Origin of the sequence: Streptomyces sp. NPDC093221, from assembly GCF_044753885.1 — a bacterium.
Taxonomy (GTDB): domain Bacteria; phylum Actinomycetota; class Actinomycetes; order Streptomycetales; family Streptomycetaceae; genus Actinacidiphila.
The window spans coordinates 1,061,342-1,080,034 of sequence record NZ_JBIVOA010000002.1 but is presented as its reverse complement, the minus strand read 5'-3'; the positions used below and the strand labels follow the sequence as shown (position 1 = coordinate 1,080,034).

The 18,693-nt window shown below is 72.0% G+C and carries 17 protein-coding genes and 1 pseudogene; 11 read left to right on the top strand and 7 right to left on the bottom strand.

Going from position 1 to position 18,693, the window contains the following annotated elements; genetic code table 11:
- Nucleotides 1-212 precede the first annotated feature (212 nt).
- Both ACIQCJ_RS10690 and ACIQCJ_RS10685 read right to left on the bottom strand, forming a co-directional pair.
- Nucleotides 213-719 carry a DUF6907 domain-containing protein gene (locus tag ACIQCJ_RS10690; protein ID WP_401855794.1) on the bottom strand — a complete coding sequence of 169 codons (507 nt, stop codon included), beginning with the start codon at nt 717-719 and terminating at the stop codon, nt 213-215.
- A 5-nt stretch (nt 720-724) separates the two neighbouring features.
- Nucleotides 725-1,135, bottom strand: a complete 411-nt coding sequence (locus ACIQCJ_RS10685; RefSeq protein ID WP_402711287.1) for an ATP-binding protein — start codon at nt 1,133-1,135, stop codon at nt 725-727.
- A 285-nt stretch (nt 1,136-1,420) separates the two neighbouring features.
- Here ACIQCJ_RS10685 and ACIQCJ_RS10680 point away from each other — a divergent pair, with 285 nt between their 5' ends.
- The 5 genes from ACIQCJ_RS10680 to ACIQCJ_RS10660 all read left to right on the top strand — a co-directional run bounded on the left by ACIQCJ_RS10680 (nt 1,421) and on the right by ACIQCJ_RS10660 (nt 8,832).
- Entirely contained in the window at nt 1,421-2,584 is a 1,164-nt protein-coding gene (locus ACIQCJ_RS10680) for a helix-turn-helix domain-containing protein (protein ID WP_402711184.1), read from the top strand.
- Between the two features lie 15 nt (nt 2,585-2,599).
- Nucleotides 2,600-3,043, top strand: coding sequence for a GNAT family N-acetyltransferase (locus tag ACIQCJ_RS10675; protein WP_402711183.1), 444 nt, complete (start codon nt 2,600-2,602; stop codon nt 3,041-3,043).
- Nucleotides 3,044-3,528: 485 nt separating this feature from the next.
- The gene (locus tag ACIQCJ_RS10670; RefSeq protein ID WP_402711182.1) at nt 3,529-5,073 is read left to right on the top strand and encodes a serine/threonine-protein kinase; all 1,545 of its coding nucleotides are present in this window, start codon (nt 3,529-3,531) and stop codon (nt 5,071-5,073) included.
- 186 nt (nt 5,074-5,259) lie between these two features.
- Nucleotides 5,260-6,927 carry a succinic semialdehyde dehydrogenase gene (locus ACIQCJ_RS10665; protein WP_402711181.1) on the top strand — a complete coding sequence of 556 codons (1,668 nt, stop codon included), beginning with the start codon at nt 5,260-5,262 and terminating at the stop codon, nt 6,925-6,927.
- A 114-nt stretch (nt 6,928-7,041) separates the two neighbouring features.
- Nucleotides 7,042-8,832: a GMC family oxidoreductase N-terminal domain-containing protein gene (locus ACIQCJ_RS10660; protein ID WP_391050455.1), complete on the top strand. Its 1,791-nt coding sequence runs from the start codon at nt 7,042-7,044 to the stop codon at nt 8,830-8,832.
- 519 nt (nt 8,833-9,351) lie between these two features.
- On the opposite strand, the gene ACIQCJ_RS10655 is transcribed toward ACIQCJ_RS10660, so the two are convergent.
- Entirely contained in the window at nt 9,352-9,702 is a 351-nt protein-coding gene (locus ACIQCJ_RS10655; protein WP_402711180.1) for a chorismate mutase, read from the bottom strand.
- A gap of 294 nt (nt 9,703-9,996) precedes the next feature.
- Between ACIQCJ_RS10655 and guaA the strand changes: the two genes are divergently transcribed.
- Nucleotides 9,997-11,601: a glutamine-hydrolyzing GMP synthase gene (guaA, locus tag ACIQCJ_RS10650; protein WP_402711179.1), complete on the top strand. Its 1,605-nt coding sequence runs from the start codon at nt 9,997-9,999 to the stop codon at nt 11,599-11,601.
- Between the two features lie 7 nt (nt 11,602-11,608).
- Here guaA and ACIQCJ_RS10645 read toward each other — a convergent pair whose 3' ends face one another.
- A complete protein-coding gene (locus ACIQCJ_RS10645) occupies nt 11,609-11,968 on the bottom strand; it encodes a hypothetical protein (RefSeq protein WP_355336816.1) in 360 nt (119 codons plus the stop codon).
- A gap of 201 nt (nt 11,969-12,169) precedes the next feature.
- Between ACIQCJ_RS10645 and ACIQCJ_RS10640 the strand changes: the two are divergent.
- Nucleotides 12,170-12,649, top strand: a pseudogene (locus ACIQCJ_RS10640) (DoxX family protein); the annotation flags it as partial.
- Nucleotides 12,650-12,698: 49 nt separating this feature from the next.
- Here the strand turns inward: ACIQCJ_RS10640 and ACIQCJ_RS10635 are convergent.
- Together ACIQCJ_RS10635 and ACIQCJ_RS10630 are read right to left on the bottom strand one after the other, a co-directional pair.
- A complete protein-coding gene (locus tag ACIQCJ_RS10635; protein ID WP_355336817.1) occupies nt 12,699-12,917 on the bottom strand; it encodes a hypothetical protein in 219 nt (72 codons plus the stop codon).
- Nucleotides 12,914-14,371, bottom strand: coding sequence for a PspC domain-containing protein (locus tag ACIQCJ_RS10630; protein WP_402711178.1), 1,458 nt, complete (start codon nt 14,369-14,371; stop codon nt 12,914-12,916). Before ACIQCJ_RS10630 ends, ACIQCJ_RS10635 begins: the two co-directional genes overlap by 4 nt.
- 134 nt (nt 14,372-14,505) lie before the next feature.
- Between ACIQCJ_RS10630 and ACIQCJ_RS10625 the strand changes: the two genes are divergently transcribed.
- The 4 genes from ACIQCJ_RS10625 (at nt 14,506) to ACIQCJ_RS10610 (ending at nt 17,670) form a co-directional block, all read left to right on the top strand.
- On the top strand, nt 14,506-15,945 hold the full coding sequence (locus tag ACIQCJ_RS10625) for a PspC domain-containing protein (protein WP_401724861.1): 1,440 nt from the start codon (nt 14,506-14,508) through the stop codon (nt 15,943-15,945).
- Nucleotides 15,942-16,634, top strand: coding sequence for a response regulator transcription factor (locus ACIQCJ_RS10620; RefSeq protein ID WP_188281968.1), 693 nt, complete (start codon nt 15,942-15,944; stop codon nt 16,632-16,634). Before ACIQCJ_RS10625 ends, ACIQCJ_RS10620 begins: the two co-directional genes overlap by 4 nt.
- A gap of 89 nt (nt 16,635-16,723) precedes the next feature.
- Nucleotides 16,724-16,975 (top strand): hypothetical protein, encoded by a 252-nt coding sequence (locus tag ACIQCJ_RS10615; protein WP_402711177.1) that lies wholly within the window; start codon nt 16,724-16,726, stop codon nt 16,973-16,975.
- A 53-nt stretch (nt 16,976-17,028) separates the two neighbouring features.
- Entirely contained in the window at nt 17,029-17,670 is a 642-nt protein-coding gene (locus tag ACIQCJ_RS10610; RefSeq protein ID WP_355336821.1) for a class I SAM-dependent methyltransferase, read from the top strand.
- A gap of 10 nt (nt 17,671-17,680) precedes the next feature.
- On the opposite strand, the gene ACIQCJ_RS10605 is transcribed toward ACIQCJ_RS10610, so the two are convergent.
- Nucleotides 17,681-18,409 (bottom strand): class I SAM-dependent methyltransferase, encoded by a 729-nt coding sequence (locus ACIQCJ_RS10605; protein WP_402711176.1) that lies wholly within the window; start codon nt 18,407-18,409, stop codon nt 17,681-17,683.
- Nucleotides 18,410-18,693 lie beyond the last annotated feature (284 nt).

Below are 18,693 nucleotides of genomic sequence, written 5' to 3'. Positions count from 1 at the left end.
TGGCGATGACGGCGGCGGGGGCCGTGCGGGCGGGCGCGGTCGTGGTCGGGGTAGGAGGGCGCGGATTCCGGCGGGGCCGGTGACGGCTTATGACGGGTGTGGGAAGTGTCTGGTGGCGGTGCGCAGTCTGAGCCGGAAGAAGGACGCGACGTCGTCGCCGGAGAGGCAGGAGGCTCAGGACCTCAAGGCGGCGGCGAGAGTCGGTGGTCACATCATCGCTTGGGCGGACGACTGGGAGGGCCCGCATGCCGGGCGGTCCACTCCGCACGCGCCGCCACAAGCAGGGGGTATACCTCGCGGTCGAGGTAGTCGGCCTGAGCGCGCAGTTGGGCGGCGAACGTCGCCAGGCCGGTCGGATCGAGCCCGTTGACCCAGTAGTCGTCAACGATCCAGACGTTCGCCACCGGAAGACGCCCCGCAGTGTCTTCGGCGTACGGCGTGCAGTCGATGGTCCCGCTGAACACCGCCGACTCCTCGCCCGGTTCGCGGGCATGCGCGACGCGCATCCGCTGACCGTCGAAGTGAGCCTGGTGGCACATGTCTCCCAGCAGGACGAAGAGCCGTGCGAGCGATACGCCGGACGTGCTCGGATCGTCCTCGGCCCAGGTCGGCAGGTAACCCGTGGCGGTGTAGTTGTCCGTGCTGGCGATCTCCCACGTCCGGCCAGGGCGTGCGGGAACGTCGGTTTCGGCGGCAGGGCCACGGGAGACGGTCTTCATTCCGCTCACCGGCCCGGCACCTCGCCCTCGGCGTCCGCGTCGTCCTGCGCGACCACCGCCCATACCCGCTTTCCGACGCCTTCTCGCGCGCTCACACCCCAACGTGCCCCGGTAATCGCGTCCACCAGCGCCAGCCCCCGGCCGCACTCCGCGTCCGCCGACGGCTCCCGGAGTACGGGCCAGGACTCGTTGGCGTCATGCACCTCGATCTGCACGCCGCCGTCGAGGCGTTCGTACCGCGTCTCGATCAGCCGCCCCTGCGGGGAACGCGCATGGCGCAGAGAATTGGTCAGTAACTCCGAGAGGACGACCTCAGCGCGGTCGGCGAGCGTGGGCATCCCCCAAGCTCCCAAATGCCCCCGCAGCGCATGCCGAGCCACCGGTACACACCTCGGATGGTGGGCCCACCGCTTCACGACCAGGGAACGCCCCTCCGCAGCGGGCGGCACAGTCAACGTCACCGCACTGCCCCCACCCACACGAACGAACGCCGGTTAAACTCACGCATGTCAGCCTGCTCTCTCAGGTTGGCCACGCCCCGGACCGTTCACGCGGTTGCGGGGGTCGTACGGCGAATCCGCCAGGAGCGCGGCTTGCACGTCCTGACCCGAGTAGCGTTGCTTGTCGGCAAAGTCCGGTGCAGTAGTTACGTGTCCGCGCTCGTCCGCACCTCTGCGGACACGGCGGACAGCGGAGGACTCATGAGCGAGTCATTCGGTCAGGCGTTGAAGCGGCTTCGCGGAAGCCGGTCGCTTCGAGACGTAGCCCGATTAGCAAGTGTCAGCAAGAGTCAGGTGTCTGATCTCGAAAACGGTCGGCGTAAGCCAACCGCACAGTCAGCGGCGGCACTTGATTGGGCGTTGGAGGCACACGGAGAGCTGGTGGTCCTGGCCGAAGCGGAGTCCGGTCCGTCGTCACTTGAGCAAGCGGACTCCTTGCAACGCGGGCTGCACGAAGCCTTCGCCGCTGGTCCCCTCTCAGGTGTGAGCCTGGACGAGGTGGAATGGACGGTCGCACGCCACGGCAGAGCCACCCGATACCGTCCGGAGTCCGAGCTGTTGCCAGATCTGATCACCGACTTCGCAGATCTCCGCCTCTTAATGACGGGGCGTCAGTCGGAGCGCGTACGTAAGCGGCTCACCATCGCCGCCGCACGTATGTCCGGTCTCGTCGCCCTGACATTGCTCAAGATGGGAGACGAGCGAGCGAAGAGTTGGTGGCGCACGGGGCGTGCCGCAGCGGCGTCCGCCGAAGACCGGGCCACCCTCTCGTGGATCTACGCGCAGGAGGCGTACCAGCTCTACTACAGCGGTGACCTCTACGGGGCGGTCGAACTGGCTGTACGGGCCCAGCATTGGGCCGGTGGCCTCCCTTGCGTCGGGCCTGCTCTCGCCGCGCCGCTTGAAGCACGTGCCCACGCCTTGCTCTCCCGACCCAACGCCACGGCGGTGGCGCTGGCTCATGCTCAAGATGCGCTGAACCGGCTTCCGGACGAAGACCGGGAGGAGTCCGCGTTCAGCTACTCCGAATCGCAGATGGCCTTCCACGCCGGGAACGCCTGGACGCACCTTGAAGACACCGACCGTGCCAGCGCGGAGTTGACCCGCGCTCTCGATCTCTACCCATGCTCCGATCACACGGACCGGGCTCTCGTCCGGCTGGACTTGGCCATGTGCACGGCGATTGCGGGCGATCCCGCCTCGGCCGCCGAACAGGCCATGAACACCGTGGTCGAGTTGCCCGAGGAGCACAGGACCGCACTGATCATGTGCCGCGCCCGAGATGTCGCCGATAGGGTGCCGGAGGCTCGAAGAGTGCTGGAGGTGAAGGCGCTGCGTGAGATCCTCGCGCAACCTTCGGAGTGAGAAAGGGCGGGCGCGGTGCAGATCAGCGAGGCGACCGAGGCGGACACGGACGAAATCTCCGTGATCCTCGGAGAGATAGAGCACTACTACGGCGGCGAGCCGACCGCCGCCGATCCCGAGCAGATCCGCCGGGCCCTGTTCTCCTCCGGGCCCGCCGCGACCGTTCTCCTCGCCCGGAATGATGGCAACGTCGTCGGGCTCGCGTCCTACACGTTCCTCTGGCCCGCAGCGGGCGCGGACACGTCGCTGTACCTCAAGGAGCTTTACGTACGCGAGAGCGCTCAGCGTCGCGGCGTAGGTCGTGCGCTGCTGGCTGAGCTGAAGAGGATCGCCGCCGAATCCGCGTGCTCCCGGATCGAATGGACGGCAGACACCGACAACCCCCCGGCCCTCGCGTTCTACGAGGCACTGGGCGTGGAACAGAAGGCGGGGAAGGTCTTCTACCGCCTCGGCCTGTAGCACTAGATGTTGCCGTCGACGGACCGCACACCGGTTCAAGAGGCTACGGCTGATGGGCGGCTGATCGGGGCTTTAGGCAGCCACCATGGGGCGAGCCTCTAAGATCGGGGCCCACTTCGGGCTATTGCGGGCAGGTCCACAGCCTGCCCGAGTCGCGCGAGCTTACGGGCCCCGATCTCTCGCCCCATGGCAGCTCCCGCCCAAAGCCCCGCCCAGCCGCCATCCCGCACGCGCACCCAGCAATGCGCGCACCCCAACTGACCAGCGCGAATGCCTCATTTTGCCTGTTCAGAGCGACTTCTCGCCGGTAGAACGGGCCTTGTCTTTAGGCGAAGTCCCCCCGCGCCCCTGAGGAACAGGCCCCGCGCAAAGGGGGGGCGCGCTGGGGAGGAGGCCCTGGAGGGTGGGCCGGGGTGGGGAGGGTGGATAGCCTGGGGGGTATGGGGAGTGACGGGGGGTGGACGGCGGAGGCGGAGCCTCGGGATGTGGTGGCGGGGAGGTACCGCATCACGGGGCGGCTCGGCCGCGGCGGGATGGGGACGGTGTGGCGGGCGGAGGACGAGCTGCTGCACCGACCGGTGGCGGTCAAGGAGCTGCACCTGCCCGAGGGCGGCCAGGACCGGGCACTGCGCGAAGCGCGCAGCGTGGCCAGGATCAGGCACCCGCATGTGATCGTCGTGTACGACGTGCTGGAGCAGGACGGCCGCCCGTGGATCGTGATGGAGCTGGTGGACGGCCGTTCGCTGGCGGACGTGCTGGCACAGGACGGCCCCCTGGAACCGCGGGAGGCGGCGCGGATCGGCGCGGCCGTGGCGGGCGCGCTGCGGGCGGCGCACGCGAGCGAGGTCCAGCACCGTGACGTGAAACCGGCGAACGTACTGATCGAGCGCGGCACCGGACGCGTCGTGCTGACGGACTTCGGAATCGCCCGGGTCGCGGGCAGCGCGACGATCAGCGAGACCGGGTCCTTCGTGGGGTCGCCGGAGTACACCTCGCCCGAGCGGATGTCGGGCCGTGCGGCGGGCCCGGAGTCCGACCTGTGGTCGCTCGGCGCGCTGCTGTGCGCGGCGGTGGACGGCGAGTCCCCGTTCCACCGCGAGTCGATAGGCGAGATCGTGCACGCGGTCGCGATCGACACGATCAGGACGCCCGAGGCGGCGGAGCCGCTGCTGCCGGTGGTCACGGCGCTGCTCGACCGGGACCCGGGCCGCCGGATGGGCGCGGCGCGGGCGCAGACGCTGCTGACGGCGTACGCGGAGACCGGTGAGCCGCCGCCCGCCCAGCACGTACCGGTGGTCCCGGCGGTCGAACCCCCGCGTGACGCGGAGCCCGAGCCGCGGGCGACCCCCCGCCCGAAGGGCCGCAGGCGCCGTGTCCTCGCCGCCGCCGTGAGCGTGGCGGCCCTCGCGGTCGGCGGCGGCGCGCTGGCCGCGGTGCTGGTCGTCCGGCACGACGACGGCGGCGCCCGCGCCGCGTCGCCCCCGCCGAGCACGGCGCCGGTGACGGGCACGACCCCGCCGCCCACGACGCCGAGCCCGACGACACCCCCGCCGACGGCCCCGGCCCTCCCGGCCGGGTACGAGCGCGTCACCGATCCGACCGGCTTCTCGCTGGCGCTGCCCGCCGGATACGTACGCGACGCGCAGCGCGACAGCAGCGGCGTCCTGCGGGTGTACTACTGGTCGCCCGACCGCGCCTTCCGCTTCGGCGAGCGCGAGCAGTCGCCCGACCCGCGCGGCCCGTACGCGGTGCTGCGCGACCAGGATCTGGCCGGTCCCCGGGCGGGCAGTGTCTATCCGGGGTACCGGGACGGCGTGATCACCGAGACCACGCAGCGCGGGCGGCCCGCCGCGCTGTGGCAGTTCACGTACGACGGTTTCGCGGACGGCAACGGCGCGCGCCGGACGTTCGACCTGTGCTGGACGGAGGGCGGCCGGATGTACGACATGTGGCTGTCGGCGCCGATCGAGCAGGTCGAGCGGGCGCGGGACACCTTCGACGCGGCGCGCGCCGCCTTCCGTCCGCACTGATGTTCCACCGACACGTACGCGCCCCGCGGGCGCCCGGCACCTGCCGCCACTGCCCCTCCGGGCAACCCACGTGACCTGCGAAGATCCGTACGACGCCACCGATTGCTGGCTTAGTTGCACGGATCACGAGGAAAATACTTACTCACGGGTATCCAATCGGTGCCGGACGGTCGTAATCTCACCGGCATGACGGATTCGCTGGAGCGCAGCACGCCCCCCGCAGACGGCCGCCCCACCGACGGCCCCACCGACGGAAACCCGGTCGCGCCCACCACGGCGCGCGGCCCGAAGGACGTCGTCACCCCCGATCTGGTCGCCCGCCTCACCCGCGACGTCATCGGCTGGGGGTCCCCCCGCTGGCAAGCAGGGGGAGGCCGTACCGCCAGCCACACCCCGCTGACCGGCGACAAGCTCGCCGACCTGCCGGAGACCACGCCCGAGGAGGTCGCGGAGGCGTTCGCGCGCGCCCGCACGGCGCAGAAGGCGTGGGCCGCCACCCCCGTACGGCAGCGCGCGGCGGTCCTGCTCCGCTTCCACGACCTGGTGCTCGCCCGGCAGGCCGAGGTGCTCGACCTGATCCAGGTGGAGACCGGCAAGGCGCGCATGCACGCGCACGAAGAGGTGCAGGTGGTCGCGATGGCGGCCCGGCACTACGGCCGCAAGGCCCCCGCGTACCTGAAGCCCAAGCGGCACACCGGCGCCATCCCGACGCTGACCAAGGCCGTGGAGCTGCGGCAGCCGCGCGGGGTCGTCGGCCAGATCGCGCCCTGGAACTACCCGCTGGAGCTGTCCGTCGGCGACGCGCTGCCCGGACTCGTGGCGGGCAACGCCCTGGTGATGAAGCCGGACACCGAGACCGCGCTGACCGCGCTGTGGGCGCGCGAGCAGTTGGTCGAGGCGGGGCTGCCCGCCGACGTGTGGCAGATCGTGATCGGCGAGGGCCCGGTCGTCGGCCCGGCCCTGGTCGAGCACGCCGACTACGTGTCCTTCACCGGCTCGACGCGCACCGGCCGCGACGTGGCCCAGCGCGCCGCCGCCCGGCTGATCGGGGCCTCCCTCGAACTCGGCGGCAAGAACCCCCTGTTGGTGCTGCGCGACGCCGACCTCGACAAGGCCGCCGACGGCGCCGTCCGCGCCTGCTTCGCCTCCGCCGGTCAACTCTGCGTCTCCGTCGAGCGGTTGCTGGTGGACGAGTCGGTCGCCGACGCGTTCCTGGAGAAGTTCGCCGCGCGCACGAAGGCGATCAGGCTCGGCACGGCCCTCGCGTACGGCGCGGGCATGGGATCGCTGGCCGGGGAACGGCAGTTGGAGACCGTCGTCCGGCACGTCGAGGAGGCCCGCGAGAAGGGCGCCACGGTAATGGCCGGCGGCCGGGCCCGCCCCGACATCGGCCCGTACGTCTACGAGCCGACGATCCTGGACGGCGTCGAGGCCCCGATGGCCGTCTGCGCGCAGGAGACCTTCGGCCCCGTCGTGTCCGTCTACCGCTTCCGCGACGAGGAGGAGGCGATCGAGCGCGCCAACGACACCGACTACGGCCTCAACGCCAGTGTGTGGACCAAGGACACCCGGCGCGGCGCGCGGATCGCGGCCCGGCTGCGCTCCGGCACGGTCAACATCAACGAGGCGTACGCCGCCGCGTACGGCAGTGTCCGGGCGCCGATGGGCGGCATGAAGGACTCCGGGCTCGGCCGCAGGCACGGCTCCGAGGGCATCCTCAAGCACACCGAGGCCCAGACCGTCGCCACCCAGCGCCTTCTGCCGATGGCGCCCTCGCTCGGCATGACCGACGAGACGTACGCGAAGTTCCTCACCGTCTCGCTGAAGGCGATGAAGGCCCTGCGGATGCGCTGACCCCCGCCCGCCCGCGCGCTGCCCGGCCCTCGCCCGCCGCCCGCGCCCCGCCCACGCCCTGCCCGCCGACCCGGCCGGACCGGACGAGTTCCGCACCGACGCACGGAGGATCACGTGTCACAGGAAGACGGCTACGACTACGACGTCGTCGTCATCGGCTCCGGCTTCGGCGGCTCCGTCTCCGCGCTGCGGCTGACCGAGAAGGGCTACCGGGTCGGCGTGCTGGAGGCCGGCCGCCGCTTCGCCCGCGACGAACTGCCGAAGAACTCCTGGGACGTCCGCAACTACCTGTGGGCGCCCGCGCTCGGCCTCTACGGCATCCAGCGCATCCACGTCCTCGGCAACGTCCTGGTGCTGGCGGGCGCGGGCGTCGGCGGCGGCTCGCTGAACTACGCCAACACCCTGTACGTGCCCCCGAAGGCGTTCTTCGAGGACCGGCAGTGGGGCGCGATCACCGACTGGCAGCAGGAGTTGGCGCCGTACTACGACCAGGCCCAGCGGATGCTCGGGGTGCGCACCAACCCCACGCTCACCCCCTCGGACGAGCATCTGAAGGCGGCGGCCGAGCGGATGGGCGTCGGCGACAGCTTCCACCTCGCGCCGGTCGGGGTGTTCTTCGGCGACGGCCAGGACGCGGGCGGCGCGTCGAAGGCGGCGCCCGGCGGCGAGGTGCCCGACCCGTACTTCGGCGGAACCGGCCCCGCGCGGCGGGCCTGCACCGAGTGCGGCGAGTGCATGACCGGCTGCCGGCACGGCGCGAAGAACACCCTCACGGAGAACTATCTGCACCTCGCCGAGCGCGCGGGCGCCGTCATCCACCCGATGACCACCGTCACCGACCTCACCGAGGACCCCGAGGGCGGCTACCGTGTCACCGCCGTCCCCACCGACCAGCGCAAGAAGGGCGAGCGGGCGGTGCTGAGGGCCCGTCAGGTCGTGGTCGCGGCGGGCACGTACGGGACGCAGACGCTGCTGCACGCGATGCGCGACGGCGGCCGGCTGCCCGGCATCTCGGCGAAGCTCGGCGAGCTGACCCGTACCAACTCCGAGGCGCTGGTGGGCGCGCAGACCTCCACCCGCCGCTACCGCAAGCGGCACCCGGACCGCGCGCTGGACTTCACCAAGGGCGTCGCGATCACCTCGTCCGTGCACCCCAACGACCACACCCACATCGAGCCGGTCCGCTACGGCAAGGGCTCCAACGCGATGGGGAATCTGTCGATCATGGCGGCGCCGTACGGCGGGAAGGTGCCGCGCTGGGCCGAATTCGCCGTCAACTACCTGCGCCACCCGGCGGTCGGCCTCCGCTCGCTGTCCAACTTCCACTGGTCGGAGCGGACGATCATCGGCCTGGTCATGCAGACCAGCGACAATTCGCTGACCACCTACCGCAAGGCCAAGGGCCTGGGCAAAGGGCTGCTGACGGCCCGTCAGGGCCACGGCGCTCCCAACCCGACGCACATCCCGGAGGGCGCGCGGGCCGCGGAGTTGATAGCCGAGGAGATCAACGGCTTCGCGGGCAGCAATGTCGGCGAGGCCACCGAACGCCCCATGACCGCGCACTTCCTGGGCGGCTGCCCGATCGGCGAGGACGCGGACCACGGCGTCATCGACCCGTACCACCGGCTCTACGGGCACCCGGGCATCCATGTGGTCGACGGTTCGGCCGTCTCGGCGAATCTCGGCGTCAATCCGTCGCTGACGATCACCGCGCAGGCGGAGCGCGCGATGTCGCTGTGGCCCAACAAGGGCGAGGCGGACCCGCGTCCGGCCCAGGGCGAGGGCTACCGCAGGATCGCCGCGGTACGGCCCGCCGCCCCGGTGGTGCCGGAGGGAGCCTTCGGCGCGCTGCGGCTTCCGATGCTGCCGGTCCCCGCGGTGCCGCCCAGGTCCGCGGCAGAGTGACGCGGCTGAACCGGCTGAACCGGCTGAACTACCTGAACCGGCTGAACTGCCTGAACTGACTGCGGTGACTGACGCGTTCGGGTGACGCGTCCGCGCGCGCCGACGCGTACCCGTGCGCACGGGCACGCGCTGTGTCACCCGATCGTGGACGGGAAGTCCGTGCCGGGAGCCGTACATGAGTAATGTGGGTTCTCGCAGAGCGGCCGGATCCAAGCGTCCCCGGAGCCGACCGCCTCTTTGAGTCGTGACCGGGCTGCTGTCCCCTGCCGTCCGGTCACATAGCACCGACACGAGGTCCCACGGCGACCGCACACCTGCGGTCGCCTCATCGCATCGGTCACACCCCGCCTAGCTGCGTCTAGGCGGTGTCCAGTTCCACGCGTGGTGTTGGGTTACCGCCCCTGGATGGCACGGACACCACCTCCAACGAAGCCATCGCGGGCCGGTCACGTGCCGTACGGGTGATGCCGCTCGAAAGGGCGAAACGTCACGCCTCGCGGGCCGCTCCGGCCGCGCCGCTCACACCTTGCCGCGGCACAGTTCCAGCAGCGTCATCGCCAGTGACGTGCCCGGCCTCCCCAACTCCGCGCTGTAGTGCGTCAGCACCTCCATCTCGCGGTTCAGACTCACCCGGCGACCGCCGGACGTCATGCGGGCGCGCTGGATGTCGGCCGACTCGGTCATCCGTTCCCTGACCAGGCCGATGATCCGGGTGTCGAGATCGTCGATCCGCCGCCGCTTGCGCGCGATGACCGCGTCCGCGGACTCCGGGACGCCGTGGGCGTCCGGGCCGTCCGGGACGCTCTCGGTGCCCGCGGACGCGGTCGCGGGGGCCGGGACGGAGATAGGTGTCGGGGTCGGGGTCGTCATGTCTGCTCTCCTCGGGAGGGGCGGGCGGCGCCGCGGGCCTCGGGTCCCGGGGGAGCGAAACGACAGGCGCCCCGGGCCGTCCGGCCCGGGGCGCCTGGGAAGTCGCTCGTCAGCTCACGCGACGCGACCATGGCAGCCGGACCAGCCGGTGCCATAGGTAAACGTGACGCTGCGCGTGTGCATGGCGTCAGTGTGCCCCCCTCGCCTCCCGCGGGGCAAGCCGGGGGAAGGAGGGAGTCCGCCGCCCCGGTAGAATCGGGTCCTATCCCCGTTGGAACCGCCGGAAGGCACACCGTGGTAACGCCAGTCGCCCCCGCCCCCTCGTCGGGCACACCGGATACACCGGACCTGGTCCTGGTCGTGGACTTCGGTGCGCAGTACGCGCAACTGATCGCGCGCCGGGTCCGTGAGGCCCGGGTGTACAGCGAGATCGTGCCCTCCACGACGCCGGTGAGCGAGATGCTGGCGAAGCGGCCGAGCGCGATCATCCTGTCCGGCGGCCCGTCCTCGGTCTACGAGCCGGGCGCCCCCACCCTGGACCCGGCGATCTTCACGGCGGGCGTCCCCGTCTTCGGCATGTGCTACGGCTTCCAGCTCATGGCGACGGCGCTCGGCGGGACCGTCGACAACACCGGGGCGCGGGAGTACGGCCGCACCGCGCTGGCCGTCTCCAAGCCCGGCTCCACCCTCTTCGAGGGCACCCCCGCCGAGCAGTCGGTGTGGATGTCGCACGGCGACGCCTGCTCGGCCGCGCCCGAGGGCTTCGCCGTGACGGCGTCCACCGACGTGGTGCCGGTCGCCGCGTTCGAGAACGACGAGAAGCGGCTGTACGGCGTCCAGTACCACCCCGAGGTGCTGCACTCCACGCACGGCCAGCAGATCCTGGAGCACTTCCTCTACCGCGGCGCGGGCCTCGCGCCGACGTGGACGACCGTCAATGTCGTGGACGAGCAGATCGCCATGATCCGCGAGCAGGTCGGCAGCAGCCGGGCCATCTGCGGGCTGTCCGGCGGCGTGGACTCCGCGGTCGCCGCCGCCCTCGTCCAGAAGGCCATCGGTGACCGGCTCACCTGCGTGTACGTCGACCACGGACTGATGCGCAAGGGCGAGACCGAGCAGGTCGAGAAGGACTTCGTGGCCGCGACCGGCGTCCAGCTCAAGGTCGTGGACGCCACCGACCGCTTCCTGGACGCGCTCGCCGGGGTCAGCGACCCGGAGCAGAAGCGGAAGATCATCGGCCGGGAGTTCATCCGGGTCTTCGAGCAGGCGCAGGCGGAGATCGTCGCCGAGGCCCCCGGCGACGAGCCGGTGGAGTTCCTGGTCCAGGGCACCCTCTACCCGGACGTGGTCGAGTCCGGCGGCGGCACCGGCACCGCGAACATCAAGTCGCACCACAATGTCGGCGGCCTGCCCGAAGACCTCCAGTTCACGCTCGTCGAGCCGCTGCGCAAGCTGTTCAAGGACGAGGTGCGAATGGTCGGCCAGGAGCTGGGCCTGCCCGAGGAGATCGTGCAGCGGCAGCCGTTCCCCGGCCCCGGGCTCGGCATCCGGATCGTCGGCGAGGTCACCCGCGACCGGCTCGACCTGCTGCGCGAGGCCGACGCCATCGCCCGCGAGGAGCTGACCGCGGCCGGGCTCGACCGCGACATCTGGCAGTGCCCGGTGGTGCTGCTCGCCGACGTCCGCTCCGTCGGCGTCCAGGGCGACGGCCGCACCTACGGCCACCCGATCGTGCTGCGCCCGGTCTCCTCCGAGGACGCCATGACCGCGGACTGGTCGCGGCTGCCGTACGAGGTGCTGGCGAAGATCTCCACCCGGATCACCAACGAGGTGGCCGACGTCAACCGCGTGGTGCTCGACGTGACGAGCAAGCCGCCGGGCACCATCGAGTGGGAGTGACGCGCGGTCAGTGCGCCGCCAGGCTCTCGCGGGCCGCGGTGACGTAGCGGCTCCTGGCCGCCTTGTACTCCTCCCACGCGCTGTCCGGGATCTCGTCCATGTCGTAGAAGGACCGGATGCGGCCGACCAGGGCCTTCGCCTCGGTGAGCGGGCCGCCGCCCTCGATGTCCAGCACATTGAGGGCGGCCTGGGTCCTGCCGTACGCGGCCTCCGTACGCTCCAGGAGGTCGGCCCTGTCGGTGTGGTCGCCCTGCCTGCGGTGCCAGACGACGGACGCCTCCTCGTCGGTCGCGGTGAGGAAGTCCGCGTAGTCGTCGCGGTGGGCCAGGTAGATCGTCAGGTCGTACGGCAACTCGGATACCTCCACCCGTCGGGTCCGTGCGATGCCTGAGTATCGGGGGCGGGGCCGCGTACTGCCAGAGACGTGCGGGTCTTTCTGCGGTCCCGCGCTTTCTGCCCGCCGCCTTGAGTGACAGCCGCCGGGCGTACGTATGTCCCCCCGAGGGCGCCGTACCGGCAGAATCGTTCTCATCAGGGAACGCACGGGCGGCGGGATTGGCGGAACACGATGCTCGAACGGCTCGACGTCCGGCGGGACACCGCCCGTCGCTACGCACTGCTGCCGCTGCGGATCTTCCTCGGCGTCACGTTCATCTACGCCGGGCTCGACAAGCTGACCAGCGACACCTTCTTCACCGACTCCGCGAACGGCTCGCTGGTGCAGATCCTGCACGGCGCCCACGACACCGCGGCGATCCCCGCGATGATCGACCTCGCGCTGAAGGCGCCGCACGGCTTCGGTTACGCCATCGCGCTCGGTGAGACAGCGGCGGGGCTCGGCACGCTGTTCGGGCTCCTCGGCCGGGTCGCCGCCCTCGGCGGCGCGCTGGTCTCGCTCAGTCTGTGGCTGACGGTGAGCTGGTCCTCGACGCCGTACTACTACGGCAACGACCTCGCGTATCTGATGGCCTGGCTGCCGCTGGTGCTCGCGGGCACGCCCTATCTGTCGCTGGACGCGCTGCTCGCGCGGCGGCGCGGCAAGGGCGGCGACGCGGTGCCGGGTCCCGGCGCGCACGCCGCCGACGGCTCGGGCTCCGCTACGCGCGGCGGCGCTTCCGGCGCCCCCGTACCGCCCTCACGACCTGTGTGACGATCGCGGTGGCCACCGTCAGGGCCAGACCGCTGACGACGAGCGGGACGGAGTCCTCGGGCCGCAGGTCCCAGACCTGGCAGGCGTCGAGGATGAAGCACGCCGTCAGCCAGAGCAGCACCAGGCCCATGACCAGGACGGCGGGTTCGAAGCGGTGCCTTCTCATCGGTTCACCTGTCCTGCGGGCGGGCCGGGCACGCCGGGTACGGGCACGTGGCGCGCGCCGGGTACGGCGGGCGCGGTCGGCGCGAGCGGGGCCGTCCCCGTACCGGTCCCGGCCGTGGCGCGCTCGATCCGCAGGTCACCGGCGCCGATCCGCACGTGGACGTTGACCGTGCCGGTGTTCATGGTGCCCGCGGGCGGGGCGAAGACGACCGGCACGGCCCCTTCGCTGTTGACGTTCAGCCCGCCGTGGTCCTTCTCCGGCAGGCGGATGGCGCCGACGGCGACGTGGTAGGTCAGGTGCACGGTCGCGTCCTTGGGCAGTCTGATCAGCACTTCGCCGACGCGCAGGTCGACCCGTGTGTTGACCGTCCTGCCGTCGAGCGTCAGGTCGGTCAGGTCGAGGACGCCCTGTCCGCTGCCGCGTTCGTACGTCGGCTGGACGGCGGCGGCGGTCATCGGCCTCCAGGTGTCGCGCCACCCGGCGTTGTCGTGCGGCACCGACGCGGTGCCGATCAGCCCGGCGAGGGTCAGCAGGGTGAAGAAGACGGTGCCGCCGCGCGCCCGCCCGGCGAACGACGCGACGACGAAGGCCAGGCCGAAGACGCCGAGCACCGCGATCAGGCCGATCTCGACGCTCACGGCGGGAGACTGGTACGGCGCCGCGGCCCCGGTGCCGATCGCGCCCGCCGCCACGACCAGCACGAAGACGGTCAGACCGAAGACCCACGAGCTCTCCTTCTTGCGGGCCGCGCGCTTGCGCTCCCGCCAGGCGACCTTGTCCTCGTCGCCGTAGGGGCCGTCGTCCGGGCCCCACAGATACGACGGCTCCTTGGTCAGCGGGCCGCGCCACCAGGACGCGGAGCCGCCGGGCTCCGGCGGCGCCTGCACGGCGGGCGGCGCGTCCACCACCGCGCTCGCCGCGCCCGACGGGGAGGCGGCCTCGCCCGCGGCCTGCCGACGCCGTACCTGGGCCCAGTAGTAGACGGCGCCGGTCGTCGCGGCCAGCAGGATCAGTGAGAACGCCTGGTCGTCGCCGTTGTCCAGCATCGAGGCGTACAGCCCGCAGCCGACCAGCGCCATCAGCACGGCGGTCAGCGGCGCGCCCTCGATCCGGCCGGACAGCAGCCGCTGCGCCTCGCTCTGCCGCTCGCCCTCCAGCGGGATGACCAGCCAGCCCATGCCGTAGATGATCAGACCTATGCCGCCGGTGAGGGAGAGAACGGCCAGCACCACGCGGAAGATCACCGGGTCGATGTCGAAGTAGCGGCCCGCCCCGTCGCACACGCCCGCGAGGACTTTGTGGTCGCGGCCACGGGTCAGCCGCCGCTTGGGCGCGGCGCTGTCGCCGTCCGGGCCGCCGGTGCCGAGGCCGCTGCCGTCGGCGTCGCTGGCGCGCGGTGCACTCGGCCGGTCGCGCGGCTCGTCGCTCGGCTCTTCGGGTGGCTGGTCCGTCATACGACCATGGTGACGGTTCACGGGGGCGGCCGGCATCGGCCCCGACCCTGGTACGTCCCTGATCCGTACCCTGCCCTACCCCTGGGGGGACAACCCTGATGCCCCGGGCGGCCCGGACGTGTGACGATCGGGGTATGTCAGCGAGCAGCCCGGCCGGAGCGTCCGGCATGCCCGGAGCGTCCCGTATGCCGGGCGGGTCCGGCGGACCCGGCGTGCCGGGCGGCCCCGGTCCCGGCGGGCCCGGCCCGGGCGGCTCCGGTGGTCCCGGTCTCGGCGGGCCCGGTGCTCCGCGCGGTCCCGGCGGTCCCAGCGGGGCGTCCTTCCTCTCCTCGCCCCTGTCCTCGCACGAGCCGGGGGACTCCGGGGTGCGCAAGCTCTACCGCAGCTCCGAGGGGCGGATGGTCGGCGGCGTCGCGCGCGGCCTGGCCGGGCACTTCGGCCTGCCCGTGCTGTGGGTACGCGGCCTGTTCGTGCTGCTCGCCTGCTTCAACGGCATCGGCGTGCTCCTCTACGCCGTCTTCTGGTTCTTCGTACCGCTCGGCGTCGGCGGTGTCGCCATGGCCAAGGAGCCGCGCGACGCCCGCTCGTGGCTGGCGGGCAAGCGGCCCGACAAGGGCCAGATCATGGCCCTGATCGCGCTGGCCGTCGGCGCGGGCATCCTCATCGACAACCTCAACCTCGGCGCCGCCAACCGCGCCGTGTGGCCGCTGCTGGTCATCGGCCTCGGTGTCGCGCTGGTCTGGCGGCAGGCCGACAACGCCCGCAAGGCCCGCTGGGTCGAGATGAGCCACGGCAAGCGGTTCTGGCCGCTGGCCCGCGCGGCGGCCGGTGTCGCCCTGGTCGTCGCGGGCGTCACCGGCTTCATCGTGGTGCGCGGCTCCGGCAGCCACCTCGGCGGCATCCTCCAGGCCGCGCTCGCCGTCCTCGTCGGCGTCGCCCTGATCGCGGGCCCGTACCTGGTCCGTATGACACAGGACCTGTCGGCGGAGCGGCTGATGCGCATCCGCGCCCAGGAGCGCGCCGAGGTCGCCGCCCACGTCCACGACTCGGTCCTGCACACCCTGACCCTCATCCAGCGGCACGCCGACGAACCCCGCGAGGTCAACCGGCTGGCCCGCGCCCAGGAACGCGAGCTGCGCGCCTGGCTCTACCGCCCCGAGGGCACCGGGCGCGACGACGAGCCGACGACGGTCGCCGAGGGCGTACGCGCCGCCGCCGCCGAGGTCGAGGACGCGCACGGCGTCCCGGTCGAGGTCGTCTGCGTCGGCGACTGCCCGCTGGACGAGAAGCTGGCGGCGCAGATGCAGGCCGCGCGGGAGGCGATGGTGAACGCGGCCAAGTACGGTGGCAGCGGACCCGTTCAGGTCTACGCGGAGGTGGAGGGCGTCAAGGTGTTCGTCTCCGTGCGCGACCACGGCCCCGGATTCGACCTCGACCAGGTGCCGGACGACCGCATGGGCGTCCGCGAGTCGATCATCGGCCGAATGCAGCGCAACGGCGGCGAGGCCCGGCTGCGGGCCGCACCCGGCGGCGGTACGGAAGTCGAACTGGAGATGGAGAGGGTGGCGGCATGAGCACACCGAGTGCGCCTTTGGCGGGGGAGCGGCGGGTACGGGTGGTGCTCGTCGACGACCACCGGATGTTCCGTACCGGGGTCCAGGCGGAGATCGGCGCCACCGAGGAGACCGGTGTCGAGGTCGTCGGCGAGGCCGCCGACGTCGACCAGGCGGTCAGTGTCGTCACCGCGACCCGGCCCGAGGTCGTCCTCCTCGACGTGCACCTGCCCGGCGGCGGCGGTGTCGAAGTCCTGCGCCGCTGCGCCCCGTTGGCCGCCGACCCCGACAACCCGGTGCGTTTCCTGGCCCTTTCGGTCTCCGACGCGGCCGACGACGTCATCGGTGTCATCCGGGGCGGCGCGCGCGGTTATGTCACCAAGACCATCACCGGGCCCGACCTGATCAACTCGATCTTCCGGGTGCGCGACGGAGACGCCGTCTTCTCCCCGCGGCTGGCCGGTTTCGTCCTGGACGCCTTCGCGTCCACCGACGCCCCGCCGGTCGACGAGGACCTGGACCGGCTCACCCAGCGCGAGCGCGAGGTCCTGCGCCTGATCGCGCGCGGCTACGCGTACAAGGAGATCGCCAAGCAGCTCTTCATCTCGGTCAAGACCGTCGAGTCCCATGTCTCGGCCGTCCTGCGCAAGCTCCAGCTCTCCAACCGCCATGAGCTCACGCGGTGGGCGACGGCACGGCGCCTGGTCTGAGCCGGGCGCGCATGCCGGAGCCCGCAGGAGAGCCCGTACGCGAACCTGGCCGCGAGCCCGCACGCGAGCGTCGCGTCACGCCCGGGCGTGTGCTGTGGCTGGCGTGCCTGGTCCTCGTGTGGGCGCTGCTCCTGCTGGCCGGGGTGCTGGACGTCGTCGCCTTCGTCGCCAGCGCGTCCGACACCCCTTACCAGGGCCGGGCCGACGACCGTACCGCCGCCTGGTGGACGCTCTTCGGCCTGGTGATCCCGCTGGCCTTCCTGGCCGCCGTCCTGACCTCCCTGGAACGACGCGCCGCCGTCGCCGCGGCGGTCCGCCGGGCGGTGACCGCAGGTCGCTGACGGACGGCAGCGTCGGATAAGCGGTGTCAGAGGGCGGCGATACGGTCGCCCGCATGACGGAATCCACCGACCTGACGGACATCCGCGCGGCCTACGACACCGTCGCCGACAGCTACGCCGACCTGCTGCGGGACGCGCTGGCGGCCGGCGTCCTGGACCGCGCGACGCTGGGGGCGTTCGCCGAACTGGCCCAGCGGGGACGGCCGGTGGCGGACATCGGATGCGGCCCCGGACGGATCACCGGGTATCTGGCGGAGCTGGGACTCGACGTCTTCGGCGTCGACCTCTCGCCCGAGATGGTCGCCGTGGCCCGCCGCGATCTGCCCGGACTGCGCTTCGACGTCGGCTCGATGACCGACCTGGACCTCCCGGACGGCTCCCTCGGCGGCCTCGTCGCCTGGTACTCGATCATCCACCTGCCCCCGCGCCTGCTGCCGCGCGTCTTCGCCGAATTCCACCGCGTCCTGGCCCCCGGCGCCCCGCTCGCCGTGGCCTACAAGATCGGCGACACCCGCCACCACCTCTCCCACGGCTACGGCCACCCCATCTCCCTCGACGTCTACTGGCATCCCCCCGCCCGTATCACCGCCCTCGCCGAATCCGCCGGCCTCACCGTCACCGCCACCACGACCCGCGCTCCGGCCCCGGACGAACGCCAGCCCCAGGGCTACCTGTTGGCGGCCAGGCCCGTCTGAAGGGCGGGGGTCAGGCCAGGGCGACGGTGATGATCTCGCGGCTGGCCGGGGTGACCGGGGTGCGGGGCCAGTCGCCGTAGCGGGACTCGGTGCGGAAGCCCGCGGCGGTGAGGAAGGCGTCGAGGGCGGGCTCGGAGAGGAAGCGGAGGGTGGAGCGGTCGGTGTGGAGGGGGGTGCCGTCCGGGGCGGCGGTGGTGGTGGTGAAGGTGACGAGGTCGGGGGTGACGGAGTCGACGCTGTGCCAGACGCGGAGCGGACCGGCGGTGGGGTGGGTGGTCGTGACGGGGTGACCGGGGGTCCAGGACAGCCAGGCGCGGGCCTGGGGGTGGCGGGTCTCGAAGACGAAACGGCCGCCGGGGCGCAGGGCGGCGCGGACGGCGGCGAGCGAGTCGCGGATGTCGTCGTCGGTGAGCAGGCACTGGAAGGCGTGCCCGGTCATGATCGCCAGGTCGAAACCGGCGCCGGGCGGGGCGTCGGCGGCGCGGCCGTCGAGCCACTCGATGTCGGTACGGCGCCGGGCCCGGCGCAGGGACGGGGGGTGCGGGTCGAGGCCGACCAGACGGCCGCGGTGGCCCAGCGCCCGCGCGTGATGCAGCGTCATGCCGGTGCCGCAGCCCACGTCGAGAACGGAGTCGGCGGCCATGACCAGGTCGGTGTAGAACCGGTCGCCGGGTGACCGCTCGGGGTCCCACTGATTGAGCAGGTCGTAGAGCACGGCATCGTCGTCGTCGGTGAACATCGGGACAGTATTGAGGCGCGGCCGTCCGCGGCCAACCGGTTATTCCAGCCGCCGGGAAGGTGCCCCCGGCACGTATGCCTTTCCGGCGCGCTCCGCTATTCGGCCGGCCTCGCCGTTCCCGCGCCAATCCTTACGAACACGGGGGTTCGTAGTCACCACCCGGCGACCGGTGATTCGATACGCGGCTGTAGGTATCGCTGAGCGTGGGGTGGGGGAAATGGCTCGGGGTGGAGCGGGGCTGTTCGGCGTGCGCGAGGGGCGGTTGAGGCCGCGCGCGGCGGGTG